A 1814-nucleotide genomic window follows, 5' to 3' on the forward strand; every position below is an offset into this window, starting at 1 on the left:
ACGCGAGCGCGCAGCGATTCGAAGTAGTCGGCGTCAACAGGGGCGGCGAGGCCGGACGTTGCGCCCTGCAGGATTATTGCGCGCAGACGCTTGCGATCTTGGTCTTTTCGGATCAGTTCGCGGACGTATTCGCTACTCGTGCCGTACCCGCCCTCGCCAACCTGTTCGTCGACGTAGACCTTCAGCGAATCCGGTAGGGAAATGTTCATAGTCGTCATAAAACAACTCTAGCACGCTTTGGCAAATTTTGCCAAAGCGATGCGGTGTTATGAGCGGCTGATACAGAGTGACTGCTACGGCTTTGGTGCGCATAGACTATGAACGGTAGTTGACGTCGGGCGAACAAAGCGACCGTGCGCGCGGTGTTCGACCGTACGCTTGGTCAATTCTTAACGTATTCATTTGACATAATCTTATTTGCCGAATTTTAATAAGTTATGCGAACTAATTAATGACTGCTGGATCGAACAGAGGGCAAGTCTCAACGAAAGCATGGCAGTCTATGAGTCACATAAGTCACATAAGTCACATAAGTCACATAAGTCACATAAGTCACATAAGTCACATAAGTCACATAAGTCACATAAGTCACATAAGTCACATAACACAGCGGCGCACGAATCACGAAAAGGGAGGCAGTGCCAGGCAGTGAGATAGACGGAATTTAGAAGTTGGCGATCAACGCTAGTGCGTAACGTCGAGTGTCAAAAGAGCCGCTGATTTCTGCACCTTGGGCAGTTTCCGCCTAGCAGACCAACCCCATGTTGCCTTCAGTTAGTAGGCGCCGAAAATCCGGTCGAGCGCGGCCAAGATGGCATCGCGGTGATCCGCAAAGGAGCCGATGCGCCTGCCAAGCGCGCTCAAGGGAACAGCACTCATGGCTGGCGTGTCGAGGAAGTGATTCTCACCATTGATCTCGAATACTGGCAGCAAATCAGACGGTTTGCCTGAGAAGCCGAGATCCGGGGTAGGTCGCAAAGGTATTACGATGCGCGTCGGCAAGATTCCGACATGCGTGCTCTGCACGTCGAGCAGATACGGTGCGAGTCGCCGAGTCTCATCGTCGGGATTAGCGTAGAGATCAAAACGCGCCATTAAAACGTCCTGTACTTCGAGAGCGGCAGCCCGTCGCGTTCAACCATTGCAATGTATGCTGCGACCAACTCGGCATTGTCGTCGGCCCAACGACGAGCCTCGGTCTCCTGAATTTCCTCGCGCACGCCACGTTCACTCGCGCGCGAAAGGTTGATCCCGAGCTCCTTGGCCCGATCCAGGACTTCAGGCGGCAGCGTGACGTTCGTAGACTTGCGTGCCCGGACTTCGAGTGCCTTACCCATGCGCACCTCCATGTGTTAAAACATGTGCATTATAGTCCACATGATCGGCGATCACTCGTGGAGAATATTCCTCCCCGCAGTTGGTTTGGATCTTGATTTGACATAAGGTTATGAACGATTTTAAGTATACGATTAGCTAATTTACAAACCATCAGAACTCAATTTTGATTGCGATTGAAAGCTGGCGTTGGCGATAGTTGCGGTGCGGCAAGTCGGACGGCTTCCCAATAAGAGCGCCTATTCGATGGTGCTGCCGCCTCGTCGAGCACAGTAGCTTTGCGCTGGCGCGCGGAGTGGCTCGGTCCGCACACCGAGGCAGCCGGATTGCGCGGCACTACCTGGCCGATCACGAGCCAGTCAAAAGGGTCACTGATTTGGGCCACGTGCTGTTGATGGTTGGCGGCGACAACGTCTTGGTGTGGAGTTCGTTCCAGTCGGTCACATACGGTGGCGACACGCCCGTGATCGACGTGAAAC

4 protein-coding genes are annotated in these 1814 nt (G+C 53.6%); 1 reads left to right on the forward strand and 3 read right to left on the reverse strand.

The window, feature by feature from the left end; all coding sequences use genetic code 11:
- From ACSQ83_RS35820 to ACSQ83_RS35830, 3 genes are all read right to left on the reverse strand, one after another.
- Positions 1-218, reverse strand: a 218-nt coding sequence (locus ACSQ83_RS35820) for a type II toxin-antitoxin system ParD family antitoxin (RefSeq protein ID WP_436231366.1), incomplete at its 3' end; no start/stop codon positions are given.
- 556 nt (positions 219-774) lie between these two features.
- Complete coding sequence (locus tag ACSQ83_RS35825) at positions 775-1095, reverse strand: CcdB family protein (protein ID WP_436231367.1); 321 nt, start codon at positions 1093-1095, stop codon at positions 775-777.
- Positions 1095-1337, reverse strand: a complete 243-nt coding sequence (locus ACSQ83_RS35830) for a type II toxin-antitoxin system CcdA family antitoxin (protein ID WP_436231368.1) — start codon at positions 1335-1337, stop codon at positions 1095-1097. Before ACSQ83_RS35830 ends, ACSQ83_RS35825 begins: the two co-directional genes overlap by 1 nt.
- A 293-nt stretch (positions 1338-1630) precedes the next feature.
- Between ACSQ83_RS35830 and ACSQ83_RS35835 the strand changes: the two genes are divergently transcribed.
- Positions 1631-1814, forward strand: a 184-nt coding sequence (locus ACSQ83_RS35835; protein WP_436231369.1) for a hypothetical protein, incomplete at its 3' end; no start/stop codon positions are given.

It is taken from the genome of Caballeronia sp. LjRoot29 (genome assembly GCF_964252755.1).
In the GTDB taxonomy this organism is placed as follows: Bacteria; Pseudomonadota; Gammaproteobacteria; order Burkholderiales; family Burkholderiaceae; genus Caballeronia.

Coding starts and splice junctions, on each gene's coding strand:
- ACSQ83_RS35825 (WP_436231367.1), bottom strand. CDS start 1,095: ATGGCGCGTTTTGATCTCTACGCTAATCCCGACGATGAGACTCGGCGA.
- ACSQ83_RS35830 (WP_436231368.1), bottom strand. CDS start 1,337: ATGGGTAAGGCACTCGAAGTCCGGGCACGCAAGTCTACGAACGTCACG.